This is a genomic window from Pseudomonas sp. CFBP 13711 (genome assembly GCF_014842265.1).
Taxonomy (GTDB): domain Bacteria; phylum Pseudomonadota; class Gammaproteobacteria; order Pseudomonadales; family Pseudomonadaceae; genus Aquipseudomonas.
The window spans coordinates 1-21,018 of sequence record NZ_JACYVI010000004.1 but is presented as its reverse complement, the minus strand read 5'-3'; the positions used below and the strand labels follow the sequence as shown (position 1 = coordinate 21,018).

18 protein-coding genes and 1 pseudogene are annotated in these 21,018 nt (G+C 61.8%); 10 read left to right on the top strand and 9 right to left on the bottom strand.

The genetic code is table 11. The features are described from left to right. Position 1 precedes the first annotated feature (1 nt). From IFT47_RS09220 to IFT47_RS09205, 4 genes are all read left to right on the top strand, one after another. The gene (locus tag IFT47_RS09220) at positions 2-652 is read left to right on the top strand and encodes an amino acid ABC transporter permease (RefSeq protein WP_108120509.1); all 651 of its coding nucleotides are present in this window, start codon (positions 2-4) and stop codon (positions 650-652) included. Continuing rightward, on the top strand, positions 645-1,367 hold the full coding sequence (locus tag IFT47_RS09215; protein WP_065992809.1) for an amino acid ABC transporter ATP-binding protein: 723 nt from the start codon (positions 645-647) through the stop codon (positions 1,365-1,367). Before IFT47_RS09220 ends, IFT47_RS09215 begins: the two co-directional genes overlap by 8 nt. Before the next feature lie 224 nt (positions 1,368-1,591). Beyond that, positions 1,592-2,629 carry a trans-3-hydroxy-L-proline dehydratase gene (locus IFT47_RS09210; RefSeq protein WP_192172924.1) on the top strand — a complete coding sequence of 346 codons (1,038 nt, stop codon included), beginning with the start codon at positions 1,592-1,594 and terminating at the stop codon, positions 2,627-2,629. A 252-nt stretch (positions 2,630-2,881) separates the two neighbouring features. Then, positions 2,882-3,799, top strand: coding sequence for a dihydrodipicolinate synthase family protein (locus IFT47_RS09205; protein ID WP_192172925.1), 918 nt, complete (start codon positions 2,882-2,884; stop codon positions 3,797-3,799). A gap of 214 nt (positions 3,800-4,013) precedes the next feature. Here IFT47_RS09205 and ttcA read toward each other — a convergent pair whose 3' ends face one another. Continuing rightward, the gene (gene ttcA, locus IFT47_RS09200; RefSeq protein ID WP_192172926.1) at positions 4,014-4,838 is read right to left on the bottom strand and encodes a tRNA 2-thiocytidine(32) synthetase TtcA; all 825 of its coding nucleotides are present in this window, start codon (positions 4,836-4,838) and stop codon (positions 4,014-4,016) included. Between the two features lie 316 nt (positions 4,839-5,154). Here ttcA and IFT47_RS09195 point away from each other — a divergent pair, with 316 nt between their 5' ends. Both IFT47_RS09195 and IFT47_RS09190 read left to right on the top strand, forming a co-directional pair. After that, positions 5,155-5,757 carry a Yip1 family protein gene (locus IFT47_RS09195; protein ID WP_192172927.1) on the top strand — a complete coding sequence of 201 codons (603 nt, stop codon included), beginning with the start codon at positions 5,155-5,157 and terminating at the stop codon, positions 5,755-5,757. Between the two features lie 83 nt (positions 5,758-5,840). Beyond that, positions 5,841-6,335: a SprT family zinc-dependent metalloprotease gene (locus IFT47_RS09190; protein ID WP_192172928.1), complete on the top strand. Its 495-nt coding sequence runs from the start codon at positions 5,841-5,843 to the stop codon at positions 6,333-6,335. A 328-nt stretch (positions 6,336-6,663) separates the two neighbouring features. Here IFT47_RS09190 and IFT47_RS09185 read toward each other — a convergent pair whose 3' ends face one another. The 5 genes from IFT47_RS09185 to IFT47_RS09165 all read right to left on the bottom strand — a co-directional run bounded on the left by IFT47_RS09185 (position 6,664) and on the right by IFT47_RS09165 (position 12,189). Continuing rightward, positions 6,664-7,845: a CaiB/BaiF CoA transferase family protein gene (locus tag IFT47_RS09185; protein WP_192172929.1), complete on the bottom strand. Its 1,182-nt coding sequence runs from the start codon at positions 7,843-7,845 to the stop codon at positions 6,664-6,666. 121 nt (positions 7,846-7,966) lie between these two features. Then, positions 7,967-9,304, bottom strand: coding sequence for a dicarboxylate/amino acid:cation symporter (locus tag IFT47_RS09180; protein WP_192172930.1), 1,338 nt, complete (start codon positions 9,302-9,304; stop codon positions 7,967-7,969). Between the two features lie 299 nt (positions 9,305-9,603). Beyond that, on the bottom strand, positions 9,604-10,947 hold the full coding sequence (locus IFT47_RS09175) for an ATP-binding protein (protein WP_192172931.1): 1,344 nt from the start codon (positions 10,945-10,947) through the stop codon (positions 9,604-9,606). Further along, positions 10,944-11,621, bottom strand: a complete 678-nt coding sequence (locus IFT47_RS09170; RefSeq protein WP_133777011.1) for a response regulator transcription factor — start codon at positions 11,619-11,621, stop codon at positions 10,944-10,946. Before IFT47_RS09170 ends, IFT47_RS09175 begins: the two co-directional genes overlap by 4 nt. Positions 11,622-11,760: 139 nt before the next feature. Further along, positions 11,761-12,189 (bottom strand): hypothetical protein, encoded by a 429-nt coding sequence (locus IFT47_RS09165; RefSeq protein ID WP_192172932.1) that lies wholly within the window; start codon positions 12,187-12,189, stop codon positions 11,761-11,763. A gap of 725 nt (positions 12,190-12,914) precedes the next feature. Between IFT47_RS09165 and IFT47_RS09160 the strand changes: the two genes are divergently transcribed. Then, positions 12,915-13,640: a 4'-phosphopantetheinyl transferase family protein gene (locus tag IFT47_RS09160; RefSeq protein ID WP_197983905.1), complete on the top strand. Its 726-nt coding sequence runs from the start codon at positions 12,915-12,917 to the stop codon at positions 13,638-13,640. On the opposite strand, the gene fhuF is transcribed toward IFT47_RS09160, so the two are convergent. The 3 genes from fhuF to IFT47_RS09145 are packed head-to-tail and all read right to left on the bottom strand — an operon-like array spanning position 13,591 to position 16,703. Then, complete coding sequence (fhuF, locus tag IFT47_RS09155; RefSeq protein WP_192172933.1) at positions 13,591-14,364, bottom strand: siderophore-iron reductase FhuF; 774 nt, start codon at positions 14,362-14,364, stop codon at positions 13,591-13,593. The genes IFT47_RS09160 and fhuF overlap by 50 nt on opposite strands. After that, on the bottom strand, positions 14,322-15,962 hold the full coding sequence (locus IFT47_RS09150; protein WP_192172934.1) for an ATP-binding protein: 1,641 nt from the start codon (positions 15,960-15,962) through the stop codon (positions 14,322-14,324). Before IFT47_RS09150 ends, fhuF begins: the two co-directional genes overlap by 43 nt. Before the next feature lie 3 nt (positions 15,963-15,965). Next, the gene (locus IFT47_RS09145) at positions 15,966-16,703 is read right to left on the bottom strand and encodes a response regulator (protein ID WP_192172935.1); all 738 of its coding nucleotides are present in this window, start codon (positions 16,701-16,703) and stop codon (positions 15,966-15,968) included. 630 nt (positions 16,704-17,333) lie between these two features. Here IFT47_RS09145 and IFT47_RS09140 point away from each other — a divergent pair. The 3 genes and pseudogenes from IFT47_RS09140 to IFT47_RS09130 form a co-directional block, all read left to right on the top strand. Beyond that, positions 17,334-20,249, top strand: a complete 2,916-nt coding sequence (locus IFT47_RS09140; RefSeq protein WP_192172936.1) for a ribonucleoside-diphosphate reductase subunit alpha — start codon at positions 17,334-17,336, stop codon at positions 20,247-20,249. A gap of 113 nt (positions 20,250-20,362) precedes the next feature. Further along, positions 20,363-20,533 carry a YhfG family protein gene (locus IFT47_RS09135; RefSeq protein WP_192172937.1) on the top strand — a complete coding sequence of 57 codons (171 nt, stop codon included), beginning with the start codon at positions 20,363-20,365 and terminating at the stop codon, positions 20,531-20,533. After that, positions 20,533-20,937, top strand: a pseudogene (locus IFT47_RS09130) (Fic/DOC family protein); the annotation flags it as partial. The gene IFT47_RS09135 and the pseudogene IFT47_RS09130, both read left to right, overlap by 1 nt. Positions 20,938-21,018: the final 81 nt, after the last annotated feature.

Here is a 21,018-nt window from a genome sequence, read left to right as displayed (position 1 = left end):
CATGTTCGAGAGCACGTTCACCTGGAACGACCTGCAATTCATGCTTCAGGGCGCCTGGGTCACGATTTTGCTGACCGTGGTGTCGATGTTCATCGGCACGCTGGCGGGGGTGGTCTGCGGCATGGCCCGCGCCCTCCTGCCGCGCAGCACGATTCCGCTGGCATGGGTGCTGGACGTGTTCCGCAGCGTGCCGTTGCTGATTCAGTTCGTGCTGTTCAACGCGCTGAAAAGCATCGTCGGCCTGAACTGGAGCGCCTTCGCCGTGGCCTGCGTGGTGCTGGGGCTGTATGTCACCGCTTATTGCACAGAGATCGTGCGCAGCGGCGTGCTGTCGGTGCCGCTTACGTTGCGCCGCGCCAGCCGCTCCCTGGGCCTGACGTACTGGCAGGACCTGCGCCAGATCGTCATGCCGATGGCCACCCGCGTGGCGTTTCCCGGCTGGATCAACCTGCTGCTCGGGGTGATGAAAGACACCGCGCTGGTGATGTGGATCGGCATCGTCGAACTGCTGCGCGCCTCGCAAACCATCGTCACGCGCATTCAGGAGCCGCTGCTGGTGCTGTGCATCGCCGGCCTGATTTATTACGTCATGAGTCTGGTGGTCGCCCGGTTGGGCGCCCGGCTGGAAACGAGGTGGCAGGAAAATGATTGAGATCGACAACGTGCACAAGTCATTCGGCGAGCTTGAGGTCATCAAGGGCGTGAGCCTGCAGGTGAACAAGGGCGAAGTGGTGTCGATCATCGGCGGTTCGGGCTCGGGCAAGTCGACGCTGCTGATGTGCATCAACGGGCTGGAATCGATCAAGAGCGGCAGCATTCGCGTCGATGGCACCGAGGTGCATGCCCGGGGCACGGACATCAACAAGCTGCGGCAGAAAATCGGCATCGTCTTTCAGCAGTGGAACGCGTTTCCCCATCTGACAGTGCTGGAAAACGTCATGCTCGCCCCGCGCACCGTGCTGGGCAAAAGCAAGGCCGAAGCCGAAGCGCTGGCGGTCAAGCAACTGACCCATGTGGGCCTGGGCGACAAGCTCAAGGTGTTTCCCGGCAAGTTGTCGGGTGGGCAGCAACAGCGCATGGCGATAGCCCGGGCGCTGGCGATGTCGCCGGATTACATGCTGTTCGACGAAGCGACGTCGGCCCTCGATCCGCAACTGGTGGGCGAGGTGCTGGACACCATGCGCATGCTGGCCGAGGACGGCATGACGATGATTCTGGTGACCCACGAAATCCGCTTCGCCCGGGACGTGTCCGACCGCGTGGCGTTTTTCCGCAACGGGCTGGTGCACGAGATCGGCACGCCGGACCAAGTGATCGGCAACCCGCAGCGGCCGGAGACGGCGGATTTTTTGCGATCAATCAATTAGGGGGTTGGCTTAAAGAGGGCGTGCATGGAAACCACCACCTGTAGGAGGAGCTTGCTCGCGAGGACTGCATTGCAGGCGCCAGAGAGGTTGCGACTGTACCGGCCCCTTCGTGAGCAAGCTCACTCCCACACGTCATCCAGCGTGAGTGAGATCGAAGGCTCGCCTCATTTTCTGATGAGCCCAAGCAAATCGATACGTATTTTTTTACAGGAGGGCCTTAGGTCATGCGCTCAACGAAAGTGATTCATGTGGTCAGTTGTCACGCCGAAGGTGAGGTGGGCGATGTGATTGTCGGCGGGGTTGCGCCGCCGCCGGGGGAGACGATATGGGAGCAGTCGCGCTGGATCGAGAAGGACAACGTGCTGCGCAATTTCATGCTCAACGAGCCGCGCGGCGGGGTGTTCCGTCACGTCAATCTGCTGGTGCCGCCCAAGCACCCGAAAGCGCAGATGGGCTGGATCATCATGGAACCGGCCGACGTGCCGCCGATGTCTGGCTCCAACTCCCTGTGCGTGGCGACGGTGCTGCTGGACAGCGGGATTCTGCCGATGACCGAGCCGGAAACACGTCTGATCCTGGAGGCGCCGGGCGGTTTGATCGAAGCGATTGCCCAGTGCCGCGACGGCAAAGTGATGAGCGTCGAGGTGCACAACCACCCGTCGTTCGCCGATCAGCTGGACGTGTGGATCGAGGTGCCAGGGCTGGGGTCTATTCAGGTGGATACCGCCTATGGCGGCGACAGTTTTGCCATCGTCGATTCGGTGAAGCTGGGCTTTTCGTTGACCGCTGATGAGGCGAAGGACCTGGTAGACACCGGCCTGAAAATCACTAAGGCCGCCAACGAGCAGCTGGGTTTCAGCCATCCGTTGAACAAGGACTGGAATCACATTTCGTTTTGCCAGATCGCAGCGCCGGTCAACTTTGACGGCGGCGTGGCCCATGCGGCCAACGCGGTGGTGATTCGCCCGGGCAAGATCGACCGCTCGCCGTGCGGCACCGGGTGTTCGGCACGGCTGGCGGTGTTGCATGCAAAGGGTCAGCTGAAGGTGGGCGACCGGTTTATCGGGCGTTCGATCATTGGCTCGGAGTTTCACTGCAGGATTCAGAGCGAGACCGACGTGGCCGGGCGCAAGGCGATCATCCCGAGCCTGTCCGGGCGGGCGTGGATCACCGGCACGCACCAGCACATGCTCGACCCGAGCGATCCGTGGCCAGAGGGGTACAAGTTGAGTGATACCTGGCCAGTGGGGTTGAAGCTGTAGATGCTGCGTCGGTTTGCGAATGATTGCACAGCCGATTTGGCTGGACGCATGCAAATCCTGTGGGAGCGAGCTTGCTCGCGAATGCGGTACGTCTGCGATGGATGTGGTGACAAATACACCGCATTCGCGAGCAAGCTCACTCCTACAGGGGACCGAGGCAGTCTGAGATGCCGTTGAAACACCCAATACCCGGGCGTTCTCCGCGGAAACAATAACGTATACGAAATACCTTTATCCAATCAGGAGTCAATCATGAGCCAGTCCGTGTCCTGGAGCGGGGTCTTCCCTGCCGTTACTACGCAATTCAACGACGATTTCTCCCTCAATCTGGAGGCCACCCATAAGGTCATTTCCAATTTGGTGCGCGATGGCGTGTCGGGGCTGGTGATCTGCGGGACCGTGGGGGAAAACACCTCGTTGAGCGTCGCCGAAAAGATCAGCCTGATGGAAGCCGCCAAAGACGCCTCGGCCGGGCGCGTGCCGGTGATTTCCGGCATTGCCGAGTTCACCAGCGCCAATGCCAGTGCCGTCGCCAAAGAGGTGCAGAAAGCCGGTGCCGACGGGATCATGCTGATGCCGGCGCTGGTGTACTCGGCCAAGCCCTTCGAGACCGCCACCCACTTCCGCACCGTGGCCGCCGCCACCGACCTGCCGATGATGGTTTACAACAACCCGCCGATCTACAAGAACGACGTGACCCCGGACATCCTCATCTCTCTGGCGGACTGCGACACCATCGTGTGTTTCAAGGATTCGTCGGGCAACACCAACCGCTTTATCGACGTGCGCAACGAAGTCGGCGATCGCTTCGTGCTGTTTGCCGGGCTTGATGATGTGTTGGTGGAAAGCGTTGCGGTGGGCGCGGTGGGCTGGGTGTCGGGGATGTCCAACGCCTTCCCGAAAGAGGGCGAGACGTTGTTCCGTCTGGCCAAGGCCGGGCGCTTTGCCGAGGCGATGGCGCTGTATGAGTGGTTCATGCCGCTGCTGCACCTGGATGCGCGTCCGGACCTGGTGCAATGCATCAAGCTGTGCGAAGCGATCATGGAACGCGGCAGCGCCCTCACCCGCCCACCGCGTCTGGCGCTGCCGGACAGTGATCGGGAATATGTGGAGAAGTTGATGAAGACCGCGTTGGCGAACAAGCCGGTGTTGCCGGATGTGGGGTTGTAATCGGTCGTTTTTTGGGTGAGCCGATCCGCGTGTTTTGGCGTATATCTGGGGTGTTCAAACCGGCCTCTTCCCGGCTGAAGCCGGTCCCACAGGGTCGTGCATTCGGCCGGGGACCGGGTTTCAGCCGGGAAGGCGATTCCACGGTTTCAACGCGGTTTAGTGGGACCGGCTTTAGCCGGGAATGCGATTTCACTGGCTCAATGCGGACTGAGCTCTACACATTCACCACATTCACAAACCGCGAGGCAGCGGTTTCGTCGATGCGCAGGTTGGTGAAATCGAACAGGTTGCGGTCCGCCAGTTGCGAGGGCTGGACGTTCTGCAGGCTGCGGAAAATCATGTCGGAGCGGCCGGGGGTTTTGCGGTCCCATTCCTGCAGCATCTCCTTGACCACCTGACGCTGCAGGTTTTCCTGGGAGCCGCACAGGTTGCACGGGATGATCGGGAATTGCTTGAAGTCCGAATAGGCCTGAATGTCCTTCTCGGCGCAATACGCCAGCGGACGAATCACCACGTTGCGGCCATCGTCGGCGCGCAGCTTGGGCGGCATGGCCTTGATGCTGCCCTGGAAAAACATGTTCAGGAAAAACGTCTCGACGATGTCGTCACGGTGGTGACCGAGGGCCATCTTGGTCGCGCCGATTTCATCCGCAAACGTATAGAGCGTGCCGCGACGCAGGCGCGAACACAGCGAGCACGTGGTCCGGCCCTCTGGCACCAGCTCCTTGACCACCGAATAGGTGTCTTTCTCGACGATGTGGTACTCGACGCCCAATTGCTCCAGGTACGCCGGCAGGACGTGCTCGGGGAAACCCGGCTGTTTCTGGTCCATGTTCACCGCGACGATGTCGAACTTGATCGGCGCGACTTTCTGCAAATGCAGCAACACATCCAGCAGCGTGTAACTGTCTTTGCCGCCGGACAGGCAGACCATCACCTTGTCGCCCTCTTCAATCATGTTGTAGTCGGCCACCGCTTCGCCCGCGAGCCGACGCAGACGCTTCTGCAGTTTGTTCTGATTGACTGAAAGGGTGCCCATGGCGCTGGTATCCGCTCGCTGTGGTGGGAAGAGACGTGGGGAAAGGGTCGGCATTTTACGCAAAAAGACCGGCTCGGGTAATGGCTGTCGCGGGTGGAACCACCGTCGATTTCTAGGGCCCTTGATCGCCAACCGCTATTAACAGCGCCCTTGAACGCCTCAATCGCTCTAACGCCTCCGGTTTACGGGTGCTCAGCTTTCTATACTGACCTGAGAGGTCCCAGCCATTTCCCTTGATCGATTGTGACCTTGTTTTGACGGCATCTGCAGTCGGGCTTCGTGGGAAGCGGCGGCACACATCACGGGAGTAACGGATATGATCCATCACGTCTTGGGGCTGTTCACCCACCCCGATCAGGAATGGCAACAGATACGCGGCGAAGGTGAAGAAAGCATCGGCCATATGTACTTCACCCACACGCTGATCCTGGCGGCGATCCCGGCGGTATCGGCGTACATCGGCACGACGCAGGTGGGGTGGCAGATCGGCGACCGGCCGCCGGTCATGCTGACCAGCGACAGCGCAGTGTGGATGGCGCTGATGTCGTACATCGCCATGCTCGCCGGCGTCGGCATCATGGGCGGCTTCATCCATTGGATGGCGCGCACCTATGATGCGACACCCAGCCTGGCGCGCTGCGTGGCCTTCGCGACCTACACGGCGACGCCGTTGTTCCTCGGCGGGCTGGCCGCGCTGTACCCGCACATGTGGCTGGGGATGATGGTCGGGCTGGCGGCGGTCTGCTACACGGTGTACCTGCTGTACGTCGGTTTGCCGGTGTTCATGGGCGTGCACCCGGACGAAGGCTTCATGTTCTCAAGCTCGGTGCTCGCGGTCGGGCTGGTGGTGTTGGTGGCGATCATGGCGTTTACCGTGGTGCTGTGGGGCGTAGGGATCGGTCCGGAATTCACCAGTTAGTACCCGGTGACCATTCGGCGCTTTGGGTTTTGGCGGCACAGAAGCTTTGCGGCATACTCGCCTCCTCTGGAGACCGATGAAGCATGCTCGAACCACTCAACACCCGCGTCGAATCCTGCTACCAGCAAGCCGAAGACTTCTTCAAACGCCCTTTCAAGCGTCCGGTCGTGAGCGTCAAACTGCGCGGTCAGAAGGCCGGCGTGGCACATCTGCACGAGAACATGCTGCGCTTCAATCCGCAGCTGTACCTGGAAAACCGCGAGGACTTCCTGCGCCAGACCGTCCCCCACGAGGTCGCGCACCTCGTTGCTCATCAACTGTTCGGTGACACCATTCAGCCCCACGGCGAGGAATGGCAGCTGATCATGCGCGGCGTCTACGAACTCCCGCCCAACCGCTGTCACACCTACGAAATCCAGCGCCGCAGCGTGACCCGCTACATCTACCGATGCCCGTGCCCGGAGAGCGATTTCCCGTTCACCGCCCAGCGCCACAAGCTGGTGCGCAAAGGCCGGCGCTACCTGTGCAAACGCTGCCGGGAGATTCTGGTGTTCAGCGGCGAGACGCGGGTGGAGTGACTCCCCGCTTTCTCAAGTGGCTGCAAGTAAGTCTTCGCGAGCAAGCTCGCTCCCACAGGGTTGCAGTGAACTCGGGACCTTGTTAAAGCCACTGAGGTTGCGCACGAGTGACCGGGGTGGACTCGGGACCTTGGTAACGCCGCTGGACTTGTGGGAGTGAGCTTGCTCACGAAGGGGCCAGGGCAGTCAGCAATTTCTCAAGGAGCTACAAGCAAGTCGTCGCGAGCAAGCTTGCTCCCACAGGATTGGAGTGGACTCGGGACGTTGTTAAAGCCACTGAGGTTGCGCACGAGAGGCCGGGGCATTCGATTGACCCGGCCTTCAGATTTCACCCAAACACCCCCGCCTCACCCATCGACTCAATCTCCTGCGCGCTGAACCCCGCTTCAGCCAGCACCTGCGCGGAATGCGCGCCGACGGCCACGCCGATGTGCCGGGGCGCGGGCAGTCCTTCTGAAAACTTCACCGGGCAGGCCATCTGCAGTTGAGCGCTGCCGTCACCGCGGGGCACCTGCGCCAGCATCTCGCGCGCCTGGATGTGCGGGTGCTGCGTGGCTTCGGAGAAACTCAGCACCGGCTCGACACAGGCATCGATGCCGGCGAACAGTTCTTGCAGCTCATCGGAACTGCGGCGCTCGAACTCGATTTCCAGCTCACGCTTGAGCACGGCCTGTTCGTCGGGCAAAAACGAGAGCCCAAGCCTCGCCAGTTCCGGTCGTCCCAGCGCGGCACACATCCCGTGGAGAAAACCGGGCTCCAGGCCCCCCACCGAAAACCACCTGCCGTCGCGGCTGCGGTAGTAATCGTAGAAGCTGCCGCCGTTGAGCATCTGCGTCTCCCGATCGGGCTCAACGCCGGCCGCCAGATACCCCGCGCCGGCCAGGGCATTCAGGCTGAACGCGCAATCGGTCATGCTGACGTCGACGTACTGGCCCTGCCCGGTTTGATGGCGCGCGACCACCGCCGCGAGCAAACCGATGACCCCATGCAACGAACCACCGGCGACATCCGCGACCTGCACGCCCAAGGGCAACGGCCCGCCGTCCTGGCGCCCGGTGTGGCTGGCCAGCCCTGCCACGGCCATGTAATTGATGTCGTGGCCGGCGCGATTACGGTAGGGCCCGGTCTGGCCGTAACCGGTGATGGCGACGTAGATCAGCCGCGGATTGATCGCCTTCAACGCCTCATAGCCAATCCCCAGCCGCTCCATCACGCCCGGCCGAAACTGCTCCAGCACGATGTCGTAATCCGCCACCAGTCGCTTGATCACCTCGATGGCCTGAGGCTGTTTGAGGTCCAGCGCCAGGCTGCGTTTGTTGCGGTTGAGGTAGGCGTGGCTGGCTGAAACGCCGTGGTCATGGGGCGGCAATTCCCGCAGCAGATCCGGGCGGGTCGGTGATTCGATGCGCAACACCTCAGCGCCCATGTCCGCCAGCAGCAGCGAAGCGAATGGTCCGGGCAGCAATGTCGAGAAATCGAGGACTTTGAGCGATGACAGCGGACCGTGCATGGGGCGTTCTCTGATGGCCGGCAAGGGGCTCAGAGTAGGTGCGATTCGCCCATAAAAAAAGCCTGTCCGAAGACAGGCTTTTTCAACAACCCTTACCGCTGACGCGTGTTACGAACGCAGCTTACGAACGTACAACAGGGGTAGGCGCAGTTTCGGCCACACCCAGGTCGTCGGTAGGAGCGGTGTTGTCGATGGCACGACCGCCGGAGGCCAGCTCGGACTGCATCTGCGGAACGTCTAGCTCACCGACCCACTTGGCGACAACCAGGGTTGCCACAGCGTTACCGCACAGGTTGGTCAGGGCGCGGGCTTCGGACATGAAGCGGTCGATGCCCAGGATCAGCGCCAGACCGGCGACCGGCAGCGTGCCGACGGCAGACAGGGTGGCGGCCAGTACGATGAAGCCGGAACCGGTCACGCCTGCCGCACCTTTGGACGACAGCAGCAGCACCAGCAACAGGGTGATCTGATGGGTGATGTCCATGTGGGTGTTGGTGGCCTGAGCGATGAACACCGCAGCCATGGTCAGGTAGATCGAGGTACCGTCGAGGTTGAACGAGTAACCGGTCGGGATCACCAGACCCACAACGGATTTCTTCGCGCCCAGACGCTCCATCTTGATCAGCATGCGTGGCAGTGCCGACTCGGACGACGAGGTACCCAGCACGATCAACAGTTCTTCGCGGATGTACTTGATCAGCTTGAGGATGCTGAAGCCGTGAGCGCGAGCGATGGCACCGAGCACCACCAGCACGAACAGCAGGCAGGTGATGTAGAAGCACAGCATCAGTTGGCCGAGCTGCACCAGCGAACTGACGCCATAGGCACCGATGGTGAACGCCATGGCACCCAGCGCGCCCAGCGGGGCGAGCTTCATGATCATGTTGATGATGTTGAACATGATGTGGGCGAAGCGATCGATGAAGTCCAGGATCGGCTTGCCGTAGGCGCCGAGGCGGTGCAGGGCGAAACCGAAAATCACTGAGAACATCAGCACTTGCAGGATGTCTCCGTTGGCGAACGCGCCGACGATGGTGTTCGGGATGACGTTGAGGATGAAGCCGACGATGCTCTGGTCTTTACCGGCGGTCACGTAGGCCGCGACCTTGGAAGCGTCGAGGGTGGACACGTCGATGTTCATGCCGGCGCCCGGCTGGACGACGTTGACCACGATCAGGCCGATGATCAGCGAGATGGTCGAAACGATTTCGAAGTAGAGCAGCGCGTAGCCGCCGGTCTTGCCCACGGATTTCATGCTCTGCATGCCAGCGATGCCGCTGACGACGGTGCAGAAGATGATCGGTGCAATGACCATTTTGATCAGTTTGATGAACCCGTCACCCAGCGGTTTGAGCGTTACGGCAGTTTCGGGGTACCAGTGACCGAGGGCGATACCGACGATGATCGCGACGATCACCTGGGCGTACAGGGATTTATAGATGGGCTGACGAGTCGTCATTTGCAGTTTCCTCAAGAGCATCGGTCTGCAACATTCCGGTTGCAGAGACGCCTAAAGTGCGAACCCTCCTGCTCGGAGGGATTTGTTTTTGTCGAGCTGCGCGCGGCAGACCTCTGCCCAGTGCATCGCAAGCACCGTGCCAGAGTTGTTAAATCGTGTGACAGGCCCGGATTCCGTGAACCGGCTGGTTAACGATAGACCCGTTGGCCGAAAGAGGGTGGCGGTTTTCCGCCGTTTGCCGGCAAATCGTCCGCCACACTGGCGGGTATCCGCCTTGATGGGAGTGCCATTGGCGGAAATTAAATGGCGAACTGGATGCGGAACGCCGCGCCGCCCAGTTCCGAATCGCCCAGGGTGAGCCGCGCGCCGTAGCTTTCGATGATGTCCTTGACCACCGCCAGACCGATGCCCTGCCCCGGGTTTTGCGTGTCCAGCCGCTCGCCGCGTTCGAGAATCCGTGCGCGCTGATCTTCCGGCACGCCGGGGCCGTCGTCTTCGATGCACAGCTCGTCGCCCATCATCGATGACCGCCAGCTCACGCGCACTTCGCCGAGACACAGGCGGTAGGCGTTTTCCAGCAGGTTGCCGAGCATCTCCAGCAAGGCGCCCTCTTCCATCTGCACCTGGCAATTGTCCGGCAGGTCGAGCACCACGTTGACGCGCTTGTCGCGGTAGACCTTTTCCAGCGTGTTGCACAGGCTCTGCACCACGGGTTTGAGGGCCACGTGATAGCGCACCAGCCCGCTTTTTCGCAGGCTGGCGCGTTGCAACTGATAGCTGATCTGCTGGCTCATGCGCTCGATCTGCGATTGCAGAATCCGCGCCTGCTCCAGGTCCTCCGGCCGTTTGGCGATCTGCTCGCTGACGCCTTGCAGCACCGCGAGCGGGGTTTTCAGGCTGTGGGCGAGATCGTCGAGGGAGTCGCGGTAACGAATGCGCTGCTCACGTTCGCTGCGCAGCAGGCGGTTGAGGGAGTCGGTCAGGCGCAGCAGTTCGCTGGGGTGTTCTTCGCTGAGACTTTCCCGCGAGCCCGCCTCGACCTGATCCAGTTCCTGACTCATGCCCCGCAGCGCACGCAGACCCCAGGTCAGCCCGCCCCACAGCAGAATCAACAGGACCAGCAGCGCGCCGCCGAAACCCAGGTAGAGTTTTTCGCGCAGGCCGGAGATGGTTTCCTGGTATTCCCGCACCGGTTGCAGGGCGACGATGCTGTAGGCGGCGTTGCGTCCGCCGAGCAGTTTGATTTCGACGTCGTAGACGAAGAACTCTTCGCCGTTGGGTTGGCGGATCTTGGCGAATTCGTTGCCGCGGCCGTCGTAGCGGGGCTGGTAGTCGATGGCCTCGTCTTCGGTGGCCCGGGAGCGCCACACCAGTTTGCCGGCGCGGTTATAGATGTAGCCGAGCAAGCGGCTGTCGGGCAGGGCGAACTGCTCGCCGGGCAGTAACGACGGCATCAGCAGGTGGTCGTCTTCGACACGGGCGGCGGAGATCAGCGTGGTGACGTCGGACGCCAGACGTTTTTCGATGGAGCTTTCCAGCGCCAGGATGAAAGCGCTTTGCAGCGCCGGCAGCATGAGGAGCATGAAGATGACGGCCAAGGTCGCGGCGCCCAGCATCAGACGCAGGCGCAGCGAACGGATCATGTACAGCGCTCGGTAAACAGGTAGCCCAGGCCGCGCACGGTGTCGATCGGTTTAAAACCGGCAGGCCCTTCGAGCTTGCGGCGCAGCCGACCAACCAGCACTTCGATCACGTTCGGATCGCGCTCGTCGTCATCGGGGTACAGCTGTTCCATCAGGCGTTCCTTGGGCACCACTTGCTGGTGGTGGCGCATGAGGTATTCGAGAATCCGGTATTCGTAGGCGGTCAGCGCCAGCGGTTGTTCGTCCAGGGACGCCTGCTTGCGGTTGAGGTCCAGGCTCAGCGGGCCGGCAACGATGGTGGAGTGGGTGAAACCGCTGGAACGGCGCAGCAGGGCGTTGAGGCGCGCTTCGAGTTCTTCGAACTGGAACGGCTTGACCACGTAGTCGTCGGCGCCGGCGGCCAGGCCTTCGACTTTGTCTTGCCAGTTGCCGCGCGCGGTCAGGATGAGGATCGGGAACGCCTTGTTCTGCACGCGCAGTTGACGGATCAGGTCGAGACCGCCGACACCCGGCAGGCCCAGGTCGATGACCGCCAGATCGTGGTTGAACTGGCCCGCCTGATACAACGCTTCCTCGGCGTTGCCCACCGCTTCGACGACGTGACCGCTTTCGGTCAAACGGGTCTGCAGGTGGTGACGCAGCAGGGCTTCATCTTCGACAACCAGCAATTTCATGACGCTCTCCCAGGCAAAGGCAACCCTCTTTTTTCAAGAGTTTCAACGACGCTGCCGAGCGCGTGCAGTGTGACGAGCCCGGCAGCGATTGTGCAATCCAGACACCGCGAAAAACAGGCTGGCGGCTTAAAAAATTGGCTTATAAAACGTGGTGGACGGGTAAATAGGTGTGCTGACTCTCGCTCAGACTCAGCGAAGGCGGTTGCTGCACGGTGCGGACCGGTAAGCGGGTGTCGAACAGTCTAGTTGTGCCTGGCAAGGACGCCTGTGGATGGTAAGCGGTCGGAAGATTGGCCGTTTGCAGGCTCACGCCGTTGACGCGGGCGGCGAGATTTCCGTAGCCGGTGGCGTAGGGGTGATCCACAGGTTGCTGGCTGAACGCCTGGCTCCAGCTGCCGACCTGGGTGCTGTTGGCAAGGCTGCGGCGCAGGCCGTTGATGCGGTCAGCGCGTTCGGTGTTTTTGCCGAAATCGGTGCGGGACACGTCCGCGTTGCCATCAGCCGCTTGCGCCGCCGCGCTGCTGCCAAGAAACGCCAGCGCCAGAAAGAGCTTGTTGAACGTCAGCATGAGCAGGTCCTCCGGCGCCAGGCGCCTTGTTGGGTACGGTTTGGAGAATACGCAGCCAGCGCTGAACCCCTCCTGAACATGTACTGGACCAGAGCATTCGTCAGCAAGCTGACTCCCACAGGTTTTGTGCATGACGCTGAAACCCCGGCCAACGCCGATCCACTGTAGGAGTGAGCTTGCTCGCGAATGCTTTATGCCTGTGCCATCACCTCGCCTGACCCACCGCATTCGTCAGCAAGCTGACTCCCACAGGTTCTGTGCTCGCCTTGGATTTTGCATTCACTGGAATGCAGTTTTTTGCGTGACGCTGAAACCCCGGCTAACGCCGATCCACTGTAGGAGTGAGCTTGCTCGCGAATGCTTCCTGCCTGTGCCATCACCTCGCCTGACCCACCGCATTCGTCAGCAAGCTGACTCCCACAGGTTCTATGCATGACGCTGAAGTCTCGGGGCAACACACATCTCCTGTGGGAGTGAGCTTGCTCGCGAATGCGGTCTGCCTGTGCCATCCACTCCGCCTGACCCACCTCATTCGTCAGCAAGCTGACTCCCACAGGTTTTGTGCTCGCCTTTGATTTTGCATTCACTGGAATGCAGTTCTGCGCATGACGCTGAAATCCCGGGCAACGCAGGCCATTGTGGGAGCGAGCTTGCTCGCGAAGACGGTTTGCCTGCCCGCAAACCGGTTTTGCGCCCAACACCGCGGTTCCGGCAGAATGCCGGGCATGACTCGATCCCCGACACTGCCCGACTGTTGCCCTGCCCTCACCGCTCACTGGCCCTTGCCGCACAGCTTGGCGGAGGTGGTGTTGGTGAGCGGTCGGTTCGATCCGCAAAAGCTCATCGACGGCGATTTTCAGCGCTGTCTCATCGAGCCGCCCGCTTCCATTCAGCGCTCGGTGGCCAAGCGAAAGACGGAATTCCTCGCCGGTCGTCTGTGCGCGCGGGAGGCGATGCGCCAGTTGGACGGCCGCACCCACGTCCCCCTGATTGGCGAAGACCGCGCGCCGATCTGGCCGCAGGACATCACCGGTTCGATCACACACAGCACCGGCTGGGCCGCCGCGATCGTCGCGCGCAAAACGGACTGGCGCGGATTGGGCCTGGACGTCGAACAGCTGATGAGCAACGAGCGCGCCGTGCGCCTGGCTGGAGAGATTCTGACGCCTGCGGAAATGCAGCGCCTGAACGCCGGGCCCGAACATCAAGCAGCCAAGGTCGTCACCCTGACCTTTTCCCTGAAAGAAAGCCTGTTCAAGGCGCTCTACCCCATCGTGCTCAAGCGCTTCTATTTCGAGGACGCCGAGTTGCTGGATTGGTCAGACGACGGTAACGCGCGGCTGCGGCTGAAAATTGATCTGTCGGCGGAATGGCATAACGGCAAGGAGCTGGACGCGCAGTTCAGCGTGCAGGACGGGCAGCTGTTGAGTCTGGTGGCGATTCGGGGCTGACGGCCGCGCCCAACGGACAATGCTCACACCGCCCCACCCATTCCACCCGATAACTCCAGCAGCACGTGCGCCGCTGCCGAACCGTCTGCCCATCCCTTTCTATATAGCTAACGGATTGGAACAGCGGATTGCGCCGCCCATCCGGCCTCAGCCTTTCACGCAACAAGCCATACCCCGCAACTACGGAAACGTCGCTCGCCGCGGACAACTGCCGCAAGCAGGTTTCCAGATAATCCCCGGCGTTGCCCCACAGCACCGCCGCCGGCACATCGCCGTAGGCGCTCAAGCGGTCGATCACCTCTTGAAGATTCCCCAACAGCGGCGCAAATCGCTCGAACGGGTTATCCGAAGACGGCACCTGCGTCACGGCCCCCTCGAACCTCACCCCATCCAGAAACCCCCGGTCATGCAGGGCGAAACTCAGCCGGTCCAGCTCCAGCGGCCATCCCATGCCATGGGCCAGACTCGCCACCATCACCGGCGGAATCAGCTGCATCGCGTAGTACTTCATCCACTGCGACACCAGCACCGGCAACTGCTCCCTCACCAACTCCGGCCCATACACCTTCAGCAGCAAGCGATCCAGAGCCTCATCCCGCAACAGCTCGGTCAACGGCACCACAGCCCGAGTTTCATCGACCACCACCGTGCGAGCAAACCCGGCCAGCGCCCCGTCGAACATCACGCCTCCCCCTGCTGGCGGGGCCAGGTCAGGCTGAAACACGCGCCGCCGAGGGTTTGACTGCGCCCGATCAGCGCGCGGCCGCCGTGCCAATGAATGATGCGGCGCACAATCGACAACCCCAAACCGTGCCCGCCCGACGCCCGGGTGCGGCTGTCGTCCAGGCGCATGAACGGCGTGAAGATCCGCTCCCAGGCACTTTCCGGCACGCCGGGGCCGTCGTCTTCGACGTCGATGCGACAGCGCTCCTCACCCAGTTCATAACCAATCCGCACCTCCGACTCGGCATGGCGCATGGCGTTGCTCAGCAGATTCTGCAGCGCGCGATGCAAATAACGCGGCTCGGCCTCCACCCAATGCTCGCCGTCCGATCCGACACGATGCAGCGCATCAACGCACTCCCCACGCCTGACACTGATATGCGGCCGCAGCGGCGCCAGTTCGGCAATCACCTGTTCGATCAGGGCGTCAAGGTCGATGCGCTGGAAATTCAGGGTCGGCGCGCCCTGCTCCAGGCGCGCGTAGGTGAGCATCTCGTCAACCAGCTTGTCGAGGTCCTGGATATCGCTGTCCATGCCGACCATGTATTTATGCCGCGCTTCGGGGGTCGTGGCGTCGTTGATCATTTCCAGCCCGAAACGCAACCGCGCCACCGGCGTGCGCAGCTCATGGGACACCGCGCGGACCAGTTCGCGCTGGATCATCAGCGAACGCTGCAGGTGTTCGGCCATGCCGTTAAACGCCAACGCCAGCCGCCCGACCGAATCCGCGCCTGCTGCAGGCACGCGGGTTTCCAGGCTGCCCTGGGCAATCTGCGTGGCCGCCGCTTCCAGCCCGCGCAGCCGATGCTCGAGCCGGCGCACCAGCAAATAAACCACCAGACCGATCAGGCACAAACCGAGAAAGGCGATAAGGATCAGCAGCTCCGGCGGATAGGGGTTCATCTGAAACAGCGGGCCGATCTCCAGCACCCACGGGGTCTCTCCGACGCCGGATAGCACGCGGATCGAATCGCCGCCTTTGCCCAGTGCCATCACCGTGTCGCCTTCGTCGATGCGTCGACGCTGGTCGTCGTCGACATCCAGCTTCTCCAGCCGGATCAGCTGCATGTCGAAGCCGAAACCTTTGCTCTGGCGCAACGCTTCCAGCCGCGCCGGCTGCTCATCGACCGGCAGACGCACCAGCTCGTCCAGCAACAGAAAGATCGTGGCGCGGGCCAGTTGCTCGCTGATCTGCCGCACCTCGCCGGTCAGCAGCAAGCCGCTGGACGGATCGCCCGACACCGCCGGCTCGACCTCCCGAAACACCTGCGCGGCATGGGGTCCGGTCTGTTCGACCACCACCTGCCCGCGACTCAACCGGCTACGGGCGCTGCCGTCCAGATGCGCGTGCTCGGCGGTTTCCAGGGTCAGCGGGATGCCCAGCAAGCGCTCCCACACCGCGAGGGCTCGGGTGCGTTCGATGCTGTCCATGCCGCGCAGGTTGTCGGCCATCAATGTGAAGGTGCCGTGGGCCAACTGCTCGCGGTACTGCTCGGCGCGCACGGCGTTCACCAGATGCAGGGTCAGCACGCCCAGCAACGCCACCAGCACCAGAACGCCGAGCATGCCGCCATAGATGCGCAGGAAGATGGAATTCATCGGTCAGCCGTCGCGCTTGAGGGAGGGCAGTTGCGCGGCGGCGTGGGGCACGAACAGGTAACCCTTGTTGCGCACGGTCTTGATCAGGCGCGGATGCTCGGGATCGTCGCCGATGCGCGGGCGGATTTTCGAGATGCGCACGTCGATGGAGCGGTCCTGGCCGTCATAACCGACGCCGCGCAGGGCCGTGAAAATTTCCTCGCGAGAGAGAATGCGCCCGGCGTTGGCGACCAACAGCCACAACAGGTCGAATTCGGCGCTGGTCAGCTCGACGCTCTGGTCGTTGAGCCAGGCCTCGCGCAGGGCGTTATCCACCACCAGCGCGCCGAATTCCAGCCGGTGCGGTTCCTCGGCGGGGCTTTCGGGTGCCTCGCTGCGCCGCAACAACGCATGGATGCGCGCGAGCAGCACCCGGGGATGCACCGGCTTACCCACGTAATCGTCGGCGCCCATGTCCAGGCCCTGGATCTGATCACTGTCGTCGGTGCGCGCGGTGAGCATCAGGATCGGGCCGTCGTAGTGGCTGCGCACTTTGCGGCAGATGCTCAGGCCGTCTTCGCCGGGGAGCATGAGGTCGAGGATCACCAGATCCGGCTGCTCGTCGATGATGCGCCGGGCCGCCCGCGCGCCGTCCCCTTCCAGGCTCACGCGCAGGCCGTTGTTTTCGAGGTAGTCGCGGGTGAGCTCGGCCAGCCGCTGGTCATCCTCGACGATCAGCACCTGCCAGGGTTGTGGCTGCACGGTGAGGCTCCTTGTTTTTTCTTGTTGATAGTGCTTGCGCATCGGGCTTTTGCGACAGCGTTAACGCCCGCTGAAATCCGCAAAAAATGATTTTGGCCGCCGACAAAGCGCTCATGCCAGACGCCATGCGGCCTACACGGGATTTCCCTGTTTCACACACAAATTACACACAGCTTTATCCACAGGTCATGCGTTGCAGTAAGTGTCCGAAACGCATATCTTGTAGCCCTTCGACGGCGGAGACCCTACATGTGGGGTTTTCGCCCAAATCTCAAACACAAGTCAGGGCGCGATTTCAAGGTTTTTTTCTCGCGCGTTACCTGTGTACGAAGGGCTGAATAACCCCCGAATCTACCGCTCTATCCCGCCAGCGCGAATGGCAGACCACCCAGCCTTGGGATCTGCGCGCAGCGGTACATGAGTTGCAACATCACATGCGCATTCTGCAACAGTTTTTCGGGTGACGGGCTCAAGTCCGGCACCCTTTTCGACTTCAACGCCAGGGAGGGTAAATCCACCTTCCCATTCGTCCTGAAGTCATGGCCTGACGTTTGTCAGTTCACTGCCGCAAGACGAAACGGTGGGCGTGCACTTGGCGCCCAAACAAACTTAGAGAACGTGGAGACACCCATGCAAACCGACACAACTCGCGAGAATCCGCAGGCCACCGCGCCGCAGACAGGTGCGACCCAGCAGGACCTGTCCGCCACCGCGCCGGGTCAGCTGCGTGTGATCAAGCGTAACGGCACCGTCGTTGCGTACACCGATGACAAGATCACCGTCGCCATCACCAAGGCCTTTCTCGCAGTTGAAGGCGGCACCGCTGCCGCTTCGTCGCGTATCCACGACACCGTTGCGCGCCTGACCGAACAGGTCTCCGCGACCTTCAAGCGCCGCATGCCGTCGGGCGGCACCATCCACATCGAAGAAATCCAGGATCAGGTCGAACTGGCGCTGATGCGCGCCGGCGAGCAGAAAGTTGCCCGCGACTACGTGATCTACCGCAACGAGCGCTCCAAGGAGCGTGCCGGTCGCACCGCTGGCGAAACCCCAGTGCAGGCGCACCCGTCGATTCGCATCACCGCCAAAGACGGCAGCCTCGCGCCGCTGGACATGGGCCGCCTGAACACCATCGTCACTGAAGCGTGTGAAGGCCTGGCCGAAGTCGATGCCGACCTGATCCAGAGCGAAACCCTGAAGAACCTGTACGACGGCGTTGCGCTGACCGACGTCAACACCGCGCTGGTGATGACCGCGCGTACTCTGGTCGAGCGTGAGCCGAACTACTCGTTCGTCACCGCGCGCCTGCTGATGGACACCCTGCGTGCCGAAGGCCTGGGTTTCCTCGGTGTCGCCGAAAGCGCCACTCACCACGAAATGGTCGACATGTATGCCAAGGCGCTGCCGGCTTACATCGAGAAAGGCATCCAGTTCGAACTGCTGAACCCTGTGCTGGCCGAATTTGACCTGGAAAAACTGGGCAAGGCGATCAACCACGAGCGCGATCAGCAGTTCACCTACCTGGGCCTGCAGACCCTGTACGACCGTTATTTCATCCATAAAGACGGCATCCGTTTCGAACTGCCGCAGATCTTCTTCATGCGTGTGGCCATGGGCCTGGCGATCGAAGAGAAAGCCCGCGAAGACCGCGCCATCGAGTTCTACAACCTGTTGTCGTCCTTCGACTACATGGCCTCGACCCCGACACTGTTCAACGCCGGCACCCTGCGTCCACAGCTGTCGAGCTGCTACCTGACCACCGTTCCGGATGACCTGTCGGGCATTTACCACGCCATCCACGACAACGCCATGCTATCCAAATTCGCTGGCGGTCTGGGCAACGACTGGACCCCGGTTCGCGCGCTGGGCTCTTACATCAAGGGCACCAACGGCAAATCCCAGGGCGTCGTGCCTTTCTTGAAAGTGGTCAACGACACCGCCGTAGCAGTCAACCAGGGCGGCAAGCGCAAAGGCGCTGTCTGTGCGTACCTGGAAACCTGGCACATGGACATCGAAGAGTTCATCGAGCTGCGCAAGAACACCGGTGATGATCGTCGTCGTACCCACGACATGAACACCGCCAACTGGATCCCTGACCTGTTCATGAAGCGTGTCTTCGACGACGGCAAGTGGACCCTGTTCTCGCCGTCCGAAGTGCCGGATCTGCACGACCTGACCGGCAAAGCCTTCGAAGAGCGCTACGAGTACTACGAAGCGCTGACCGAGTACCCGGGCAAGGTCAAGCTGTTCAAGACCATTCAGGCCAAAGACCTGTGGCGCAAAATGCTGTCCATGCTGTTCGAAACCGGCCACCCATGGCTGACGTTCAAGGACCCGTGCAACCTGCGCAGCCCGCAGCAGCACGTCGGCGTGGTTCACAGCTCGAACCTGTGCACCGAGATCACCCTAAACACCAACAAGGACGAGATCGCGGTCTGCAACCTGGGCTCGATCAACCTGCCGAACCACATCGTCGACGGCAAGCTGGACACCGACAAGCTCAAGCGCACCATCGACGTTGCCGTGCGCATGCTCGATAACGTGATCGACATCAACTACTACTCGGTGCCGCAAGCGAAGAACTCCAACTTCCGTCACCGTCCGGTCGGTCTGGGCATCATGGGCTTCCAGGACGCGCTGTACCTGCAGCACATTCCTTACGGCTCCGATGCCGCCGTGGAATTTGCCGACCGCTCGATGGAAGCCGTCAGCTACTACGCGATCCAGGCTTCCTGCGATCTGGCGGACGAGCGCGGTGCCTACGAGACGTTCCAGGGTTCGCTGTGGTCCAAGGGCATCCTGCCGCTGGATTCGCAACAGATCCTGATCGAGCAACGTGGCCAGAAGTACATCGACGTCGACCTGGAAGAAAGCCTGGACTGGGCGCCTGTGCGTGCTCGCGTTCAGAAAGGCATTCGTAACTCGAACATCATGGCCATCGCACCGACCGCGACCATCGCCAACATCACCGGCGTGTCGCAGTCGATCGAACCGACCTACCAGAACCTGTACGTGAAATCGAACCTCTCGGGCGAATTCACCGTGATCAACCCGTACCTGGTTCGCGACCTGAAAGCCCGCGACCTGTGGGACTCGGTCATGATCAACGACCTGAAGTACTACGACGGTTCGGTGCAGCAGATCGAGCGCATCCCGCAGGAGTTGAAAGACCTCTACGCGACCGCCTTCGAAGTGGACACCAAGTGGATCGTTGACGCGGCCAGCCGTCGTCAGAAGTGGATCGACCAGGCGCAGTCGCTGAACCTGTACATCGCCGGCGCCTCGGGCAAGAAGCTGGACGTGACCTACCGCATGGCCTGGTACCGTGGTCTGAAAACCACTTACTACCTCCGTGCCCTGGCCGCGACCAGCACCGAGAAGTCGACCATCAACACCGGCAAGCTGAACGCCGTTTCCAGCGGTGGCCACGGCCCGGACGACTCGGCGATCACCGCCCCGCGTCCAGCCGAAGCCGCACCGGCCGGCCCAGCGCCAGTGCCAAAAGCCTGCGCGATCGACGAGCCGGACTGCGAAGCCTGCCAGTAAGCAACGCGTCAAGCGTCACCTTCGGGTGACGCCCTGATTGAAGGCTCCGCGTCCCCTAGGGCGCGGGGCCTTCTTGCGTTACACTCCCCTCATCCCCAGCCAGGAGAATGCCCATGCCAGCCGCCTCGCTAGAGTCCAAAAAAGCCTACTGCGCCAGAACGCGCCGCTCCAACTACGCCGCCAGCCTGCGTCTGGAAGGTTTCGAGAGCTCGCCCGCCGACTCCGAACGCCGCCTGCCCTCTCGGGAAGAGCTGCTCACCAGCTACCGCAAAAAACAGGCCTGATGGTCGACAAATACGGCGTCGGACAAGACCCTTACTGTCCGCCCGGCAGCACCGTGCTGCGCAACCGCCTCGACCTCACCGATGCAAAAACCCTGGCTCAAGCCGAGCGCGACCTGTCCGAAGTCGCCGCCGAAGCCATCGACTTCTCCCCTCCTCCCTACGACCTGCCTTATCTGCAAGCCATCCATCGCCAATTGTTCGCTGATCTTTATGACTGGGCGGGCGAGCTGCGCACCGTCGACATCTCCAAAGACCAGACCCACTTCTGCGTGACCCACCGCATCGAGCCCGAGGCCAACAAGCTGTTCAAGGTACTGGCCGACGCGAACTGGTTTCAGGAGCTGGATCGGGGGAGTTTGATTGCGGCGAGTGCGGAGCTGTTTGGGGATCTGAACGTGATCCATCTGAAGTGGTCAACTTTTTCCGGACACCTCAATCGGTGATTGTCAGACCGCTTGCCGCTCGTACTGATTGGGCGTCATGTT

Excerpts from the sequence above, each read along its gene's own strand:
- IFT47_RS09220 (WP_108120509.1), top strand. The coding sequence starts at position 2 with ATGTTCGAGAGCACGTTCACCTGGAACGACCTGCAATTCATGCTTCAG.
- IFT47_RS09140 (WP_192172936.1), top strand. The coding sequence starts at position 17,334 with ATGCAAACCGACACAACTCGCGAGAATCCGCAGGCCACCGCGCCGCAG.
- IFT47_RS09135 (WP_192172937.1), top strand. The coding sequence starts at position 20,363 with ATGCCAGCCGCCTCGCTAGAGTCCAAAAAAGCCTACTGCGCCAGAACG.
- IFT47_RS09170 (WP_133777011.1), bottom strand. The coding sequence starts at position 11,621 with ATGAAATTGCTGGTTGTCGAAGATGAAGCCCTGCTGCGTCACCACCTG.
- ttcA (WP_192172926.1), bottom strand. The coding sequence starts at position 4,838 with ATGGGCACCCTTTCAGTCAATCAGAACAAACTGCAGAAGCGTCTGCGT.
- IFT47_RS09160 (WP_197983905.1), top strand. The coding sequence starts at position 12,915 with ATGACTCGATCCCCGACACTGCCCGACTGTTGCCCTGCCCTCACCGCT.
- IFT47_RS09195 (WP_192172927.1), top strand. The coding sequence starts at position 5,155 with ATGATCCATCACGTCTTGGGGCTGTTCACCCACCCCGATCAGGAATGG.
- IFT47_RS09190 (WP_192172928.1), top strand. The coding sequence starts at position 5,841 with ATGCTCGAACCACTCAACACCCGCGTCGAATCCTGCTACCAGCAAGCC.
- IFT47_RS09150 (WP_192172934.1), bottom strand. The coding sequence starts at position 15,962 with ATGAATTCCATCTTCCTGCGCATCTATGGCGGCATGCTCGGCGTTCTG.
- IFT47_RS09180 (WP_192172930.1), bottom strand. The coding sequence starts at position 9,304 with ATGACGACTCGTCAGCCCATCTATAAATCCCTGTACGCCCAGGTGATC.
- IFT47_RS09165 (WP_192172932.1), bottom strand. The coding sequence starts at position 12,189 with ATGCTGACGTTCAACAAGCTCTTTCTGGCGCTGGCGTTTCTTGGCAGC.
- IFT47_RS09205 (WP_192172925.1), top strand. The coding sequence starts at position 2,882 with ATGAGCCAGTCCGTGTCCTGGAGCGGGGTCTTCCCTGCCGTTACTACG.
- IFT47_RS09185 (WP_192172929.1), bottom strand. The coding sequence starts at position 7,845 with ATGCACGGTCCGCTGTCATCGCTCAAAGTCCTCGATTTCTCGACATTG.
- IFT47_RS09175 (WP_192172931.1), bottom strand. The coding sequence starts at position 10,947 with ATGATCCGTTCGCTGCGCCTGCGTCTGATGCTGGGCGCCGCGACCTTG.
- IFT47_RS09210 (WP_192172924.1), top strand. The coding sequence starts at position 1,592 with ATGCGCTCAACGAAAGTGATTCATGTGGTCAGTTGTCACGCCGAAGGT.
- IFT47_RS09215 (WP_065992809.1), top strand. The coding sequence starts at position 645 with ATGATTGAGATCGACAACGTGCACAAGTCATTCGGCGAGCTTGAGGTC.